The following is a 3,788-nucleotide window of genomic DNA, read 5'->3' on the forward strand; positions in this document are numbered from 1 at the left end:
AGGAAATGAATACTTGGGAAGAAAAAGAAGCAGCAATAGAATTTCTTAGAGAAAAGAGAGATGCGTATCTATCGATAGCAAGGGTGTTTCCTAAAAAAGAAACCAAACAGAAATATTTATGGAAAGCGAAGGCATTATCAGTTGGGGCAATTAAATTAGAAACCGGTGTAAAATAAGACCTTTCTTCGAATGAAGGTGTTTATGAAATCCCGCCCTGATAACAGATTGAGACATATCGCGGCCGAATTGCTGAAGATTGATGATGAGGTTTTCAGACTGATCGGCAAATATTGCGAAAAGGTTGCTGTTTACAATTGCGCTGCGATTTCGGACGAGGAAGCGAAACAGTGCAAGTTTTTCGAACCACACAAAACGAGCATCTGTGCTCACATGAAAACCATCGCTTGGGGCATCATCTGGTGTAATTGCCCCGAGGCGATGGAAGAGGCTATAAAGAAGCTTGAAGAATAAAATAAAGATGCCCGCCCCAGACGCGACCCGAGGCGGGCGGACCCCCTAACCCACTTAAACACATTAGGAGGTTGTTCGATGAATAGAAAAAAACAGGCGCAAATGCAACTTTTTGATTTTAATCCGGCTAATATCCTGGGGGTTGCCTACAGTACCGGCGTTGATTCAAGGGAATTATTGGTTGGACTGCATTCACGCAGCATCATGCCGGATTTTATCCTTTTCGCTGATGTCAGTGCGGAAAAGGGAGAAACCTATCTTTATCTTCCAATTATTCAAAGCTGGCTTAAATAGGTGGGTTTCCCGCCTGTTAAAATCGTGCGCTATATTCCGGCGCGTGCCCCTTACACAACCCTTGAAGAAAATATTGCCATGAACGCGACCCTTGATTGCTTGGAGATGGACCCGCGAAGAGTGCAAAGCGCGGATCCGCGAGGTCAGCTTAAAAGTCCCGTAGAAAAGCGTCTGTATTTTTTTGCCCGAATATACGGCCGGATGAAATAAAATCATTGACGCCGGAGGAACGGGGTATAGGCAGCAGGAAAGAGGAGCTTGAGCATCTAAAAGATGCCTGGAATGAAATGAACGGTTACGGTTTTAGAAACCAAAACTTGAATTATTTTCTTTAGCCTGTCTTGGACGCGACCCGAGGCGGGCGGACCCCCTAACCCACTTAAACACATTAGGAGGATATTGAATGTTCGAAGACAATAAAAATTTCTATCCAACCGCTCGTGATTTAATTGTCAGGATGTGGAACAAAATTCCGAAGGAAGCACGCCGGAAATCTAACTATATTCTTGAGCCTGAAGCCGGCGGCGGGGATATAGTTGATTATATCAATGAGTTTTACCGAAACCGGCGACGTCCAACAATTCACGCTATCGAAAAAGATGAACGTTTAGTTTCCATTCTCCGTGGAAAAAAGATATCGGTTATTGATTACGACTTCCTGGCGTTCAACGGACCGGATAAATACGACATTATTATTGGAAATCCTCCATTTAACGGTGGCCACTATCACCTGCTAAAGGCCATAGATATAATGTATTCCGGTCATATTTCTTTTCTGCTCAATGCTGAGACCATCCGAAATCCACACACCAAGTCAAGGAAACAATTGGTAAAACGCCTCAAAGAACTGGATGCCGATATCGAATATTTAGTGGGAGAATTCGAGCAGGCCGAGCGTCGTACATCTGTTGAAGTGGCCCTTATTTATATCCACATTGATCAAAATATTGAAGAGGATCTTTTTGAAGGGATCACCGGTGCCGTAGGTATTTATCTTGGAGAGCCCCACAAACAGAGGGAAGTTGCAGAAAGGGAATCTATTCGCGGCATGGTGGCTGATTACAACCGAAAAGTTGAAATCGGAACAAGGGTTTTGATGGATTTCTATCGGAATTATTACCACGTCGCCCCTTATATATCGCTATTGGTTGGTGATGAGGAAAAATCAAGGCATCTTTCAGATGAGAATAAACTAACAGGGATCATGAAATCAAAGCTCAATAATCTGGTTTGCACGCTTCGTAAACAATACTGGCGTGAGGCTTTGAAGTTGGATGCGGTTAAAAAGCGTATGACCAGTGCAAAACAGAAAGAATTTGAACAGCGGTTGACGGAAAATGCATTAATGGATTTCACTGAAAATAATATCCGGACATTTATTTTGAACTTGTTGAAATCATATGAAGATATCTTGACAGAAGCGGTGGTTTCCATTTTTGATAAAATGACCGTCAAACATGCCTGGCATGAAGAATTTAACACGGATAATATTCATTATTTCGATGGCTGGAAAACCAACAAGGCATTTTATGTCAACGAAAAAATAATCCTCCCATACTGGAACGGCTATTCAACTGGGTTTTGGGATGCCGACTGTAAACGTTGGCATTTAGGTTATGAGACAGCAAATGAATTGCGGGATATCGACCTTGTAATGAATTATTTTGATGGTAGAGCTGATTATTATTCCATTGTTAAAGCCATCGAAGATGCATTTGAGCAGGATGAATCCCGTAATATAAGATCCACCTACTTTAATATTTCCGTTTTTAAAAAGGGGACCATTCATCTCACCTTCCTTGATGAGGATATCCGGCGGCGATTCAATGTGACGGCCTGCCGTGGTAAAAGTTGGCTGCCCTACGATTACGGTAAGGATTTTTACGAAGCCCTGGACCCGGAATATCGGGCAGTTGTCGATTCTTTTGAAGGTCGTGAGACATACGATTTGCAAGTTCAGACAGGCCCAAGTCTGTTTAGATCAAAACCAGTTCTGCAAGTTGGCCACGAAAACGTGATCCCCATGGTGCCAAAAGAAGTGGCCCAGCAGCAAAATCCAAAATTTAATAACGATGGCAGATAGATGGAAATGTTCTGATAAAATAATGCCCCGCTTCGGCGGGACAAAAAGGGGATGTTCAATGGTTGGAAATGTTTTGCAATATAAGGCCCTGCCGGTGTTTTTTGAAATAAAATGAGCTGTTTTGCGCATTTTATCTCTTTGAGTCGATGATACTTAAACAGGCGCGAAAACAAATCGTTTGTTTTGTTTAGAATATTGTCTTAACATATGTATTACGACTGAATAGATATTATACAAATATTGGAAGGGAAAATAGGGTGGCTAAAGTCAACGTTGGTCCTCGGATATCACAGGAAACTGCAGATTGGCTTTCTGAGAAATTTGGTAATCGGAATGCTGGCGCGGCTTTCGCCATTGAAATATTGCCCTCTATTGTTGAGTCTACATTTAGTGAACTTAGAGGACGCTTTGAAAAAGCTGAGCTGGGAATGATTTTGGATGTTGAAAGTGGTGATCTTAAGGAATTTTTGAAAGGCAGTCCTTCGCCAGAAATCAAAAATTCCGTGTTCGAGGCTTTTCGCTTATACCCTGGGGTTTATGAGGAACGGTGGGGGGTCGATGGTAAAGCGCTCAATAAAAAACTTTCCTCTTTGTCACTGTTCCAGGAACTTTGCTTGAAACTTTGGGTTTGCTGGTATGATGATCCAGTCGGTTTTGATAATTATGTTGTTTCGATGCTTTTGCCGGGCAAGATGGTTTCAAAGCCCTTGAGCCACCTAAAAAAATTAAAAAATAATGAATTTAACAGGTTTTGCGTGCGATTTCGATGTCAAGTCCCTTATGTATGGCAAAATGGAAACCCTGCTTGGCTATATATCGTGATGATATGGTGATGTAATCCGCGATTGGCCAATGGAATATGATGATAGGGATAAATCGTTTTACCTGGCAGGAGACCCGGACATTGACAAGCCTTACTGGCTGCCGGGGCGGCTTGATC

At 42.4% G+C, this 3,788-nt stretch carries 4 protein-coding genes; all 4 read left to right on the forward strand.

Going from position 1 to position 3,788, the window contains the following annotated elements; all coding sequences use genetic code 11:
• The first annotated feature begins 201 nt into the window (after positions 1-201).
• The 4 genes from JCM12296_RS33230 (at position 202) to JCM12296_RS33245 (ending at position 3,681) form a co-directional block, all read left to right on the forward strand.
• Complete coding sequence (locus JCM12296_RS33230) at positions 202-471, forward strand: hypothetical protein (RefSeq protein ID WP_054702191.1); 270 nt, start codon at positions 202-204, stop codon at positions 469-471.
• A 78-nt stretch (positions 472-549) separates the two neighbouring features.
• Positions 550-765: a hypothetical protein gene (locus JCM12296_RS33235; RefSeq protein ID WP_054702194.1), complete on the forward strand. Its 216-nt coding sequence runs from the start codon at positions 550-552 to the stop codon at positions 763-765.
• 403 nt (positions 766-1,168) lie between these two features.
• Positions 1,169-2,848 (forward strand): DUF4942 domain-containing protein, encoded by a 1,680-nt coding sequence (locus JCM12296_RS33240; protein WP_054702197.1) that lies wholly within the window; start codon positions 1,169-1,171, stop codon positions 2,846-2,848.
• A 257-nt stretch (positions 2,849-3,105) separates the two neighbouring features.
• Positions 3,106-3,681, forward strand: a complete 576-nt coding sequence (locus tag JCM12296_RS33245) for a hypothetical protein (RefSeq protein ID WP_054702200.1) — start codon at positions 3,106-3,108, stop codon at positions 3,679-3,681.
• Positions 3,682-3,788: the final 107 nt, after the last annotated feature.

The organism is Desulfosarcina cetonica JCM 12296 (assembly GCF_001311845.1).
GTDB lineage: Bacteria > Desulfobacterota > Desulfobacteria > Desulfobacterales > Desulfosarcinaceae > Desulfosarcina > Desulfosarcina cetonica.

Excerpts from the sequence above, each read along its gene's own strand:
- JCM12296_RS33230 (WP_054702191.1), top strand. The coding sequence starts at position 202 with ATGAAATCCCGCCCTGATAACAGATTGAGACATATCGCGGCCGAATTG.
- JCM12296_RS33235 (WP_054702194.1), top strand. The coding sequence starts at position 550 with ATGAATAGAAAAAAACAGGCGCAAATGCAACTTTTTGATTTTAATCCG.
- JCM12296_RS33240 (WP_054702197.1), top strand. The coding sequence starts at position 1,169 with ATGTTCGAAGACAATAAAAATTTCTATCCAACCGCTCGTGATTTAATT.